Origin of the sequence: Paenibacillus xylanexedens (assembly GCF_007676705.1) — a bacterium.
GTDB lineage: Bacteria > Bacillota > Bacilli > Paenibacillales > Paenibacillaceae > Paenibacillus > Paenibacillus xylanexedens_C.
Genome location: NZ_VEBF01001020.1, coordinates 1 through 215 on the forward strand (window position 1 = coordinate 1; position 215 = coordinate 215).

Annotated in this window: 1 pseudogene; it reads right to left on the reverse strand. The window is 54.0% G+C overall.

Going from position 1 to position 215, the window contains the following annotated elements:
• A pseudogene (locus FS628_RS32510) lies at nucleotides 1-207 on the reverse strand (amidase); the annotation flags it as partial.
• Nucleotides 208-215: the final 8 nt, after the last annotated feature.

Genomic DNA, 215 nt, shown 5'->3' on the forward strand with positions numbered 1-215 from the left:
ACCTCCTTCCTCCAATACCAGGTTCAGCCTTTCCGCCTCTTCCCCCCCCCCCCCATCCCTCTCCACCCAACATCCATTACCCCCCCCATTTCTAATCTCACCTACCCCAAACACATCCTTCACCATAAACCTCACTCCCTTCACCCTACCCTCTCCTCTCCCTTCAACTACCATCTCGTTGACAATCGCGTTCCATTGCTCCTTCATTGCCTCAT